Source organism: Enterobacter cloacae complex sp. S1, assembly GCF_014930525.1.
In the GTDB taxonomy this organism is placed as follows: Bacteria; Pseudomonadota; Gammaproteobacteria; order Enterobacterales; family Enterobacteriaceae; genus Enterobacter; species Enterobacter hormaechei_C.
The window spans coordinates 1-433 of record NZ_JADBRE010000052.1 but is presented as its reverse complement, the minus strand read 5'-3'; the positions used below and the strand labels follow the sequence as shown (position 1 = coordinate 433).

Annotated in this window: 2 tRNA genes; both read left to right on the top strand. The window is 49.7% G+C overall.

Annotation, left to right across the window (positions count from 1 at the left end):
* The first annotated feature begins 101 nt into the window (after positions 1 to 101).
* Positions 102 to 178: transfer RNA gene (locus IM290_RS21220), tRNA-Ile, on the top strand.
* 105 nt (positions 179 to 283) lie between these two features.
* A tRNA-Ala gene (locus IM290_RS21215) sits at positions 284 to 359 on the top strand.
* The last annotated feature ends 74 nt before the right edge of the window (positions 360 to 433 follow it).

Genomic DNA, 433 nt, shown 5'->3' with positions numbered 1-433 from the left:
TAGGGGAACCTGCGGTTGGATCACCTCCTTACCTTAAAGAACCTGCCTTTGTAGTGCTCACACAGATTGTCTGATGAAAAACAGCAGTAAAAAACCTCTACAGGCTTGTAGCTCAGGTGGTTAGAGCGCACCCCTGATAAGGGTGAGGTCGGTGGTTCAAGTCCACTCAGGCCTACCAAATTTTTGCTGATGCTGCGTTGCGGCGACACTCACATACATAAGTATGCTTCGTGTCACCACGCCTTGCCTCAACAAAAATTACCGGTACAGAGGTGACTACGATGGGGCTATAGCTCAGCTGGGAGAGCGCCTGCCTTGCACGCAGGAGGTCTGCGGTTCGATCCCGCATAGCTCCACCATCTTTTACTGCGAACACAAGAAAACTTCAGAGTGAACCTGAAAAGGTGCACTGCGAAGTTTTGCTCTTTAAAAA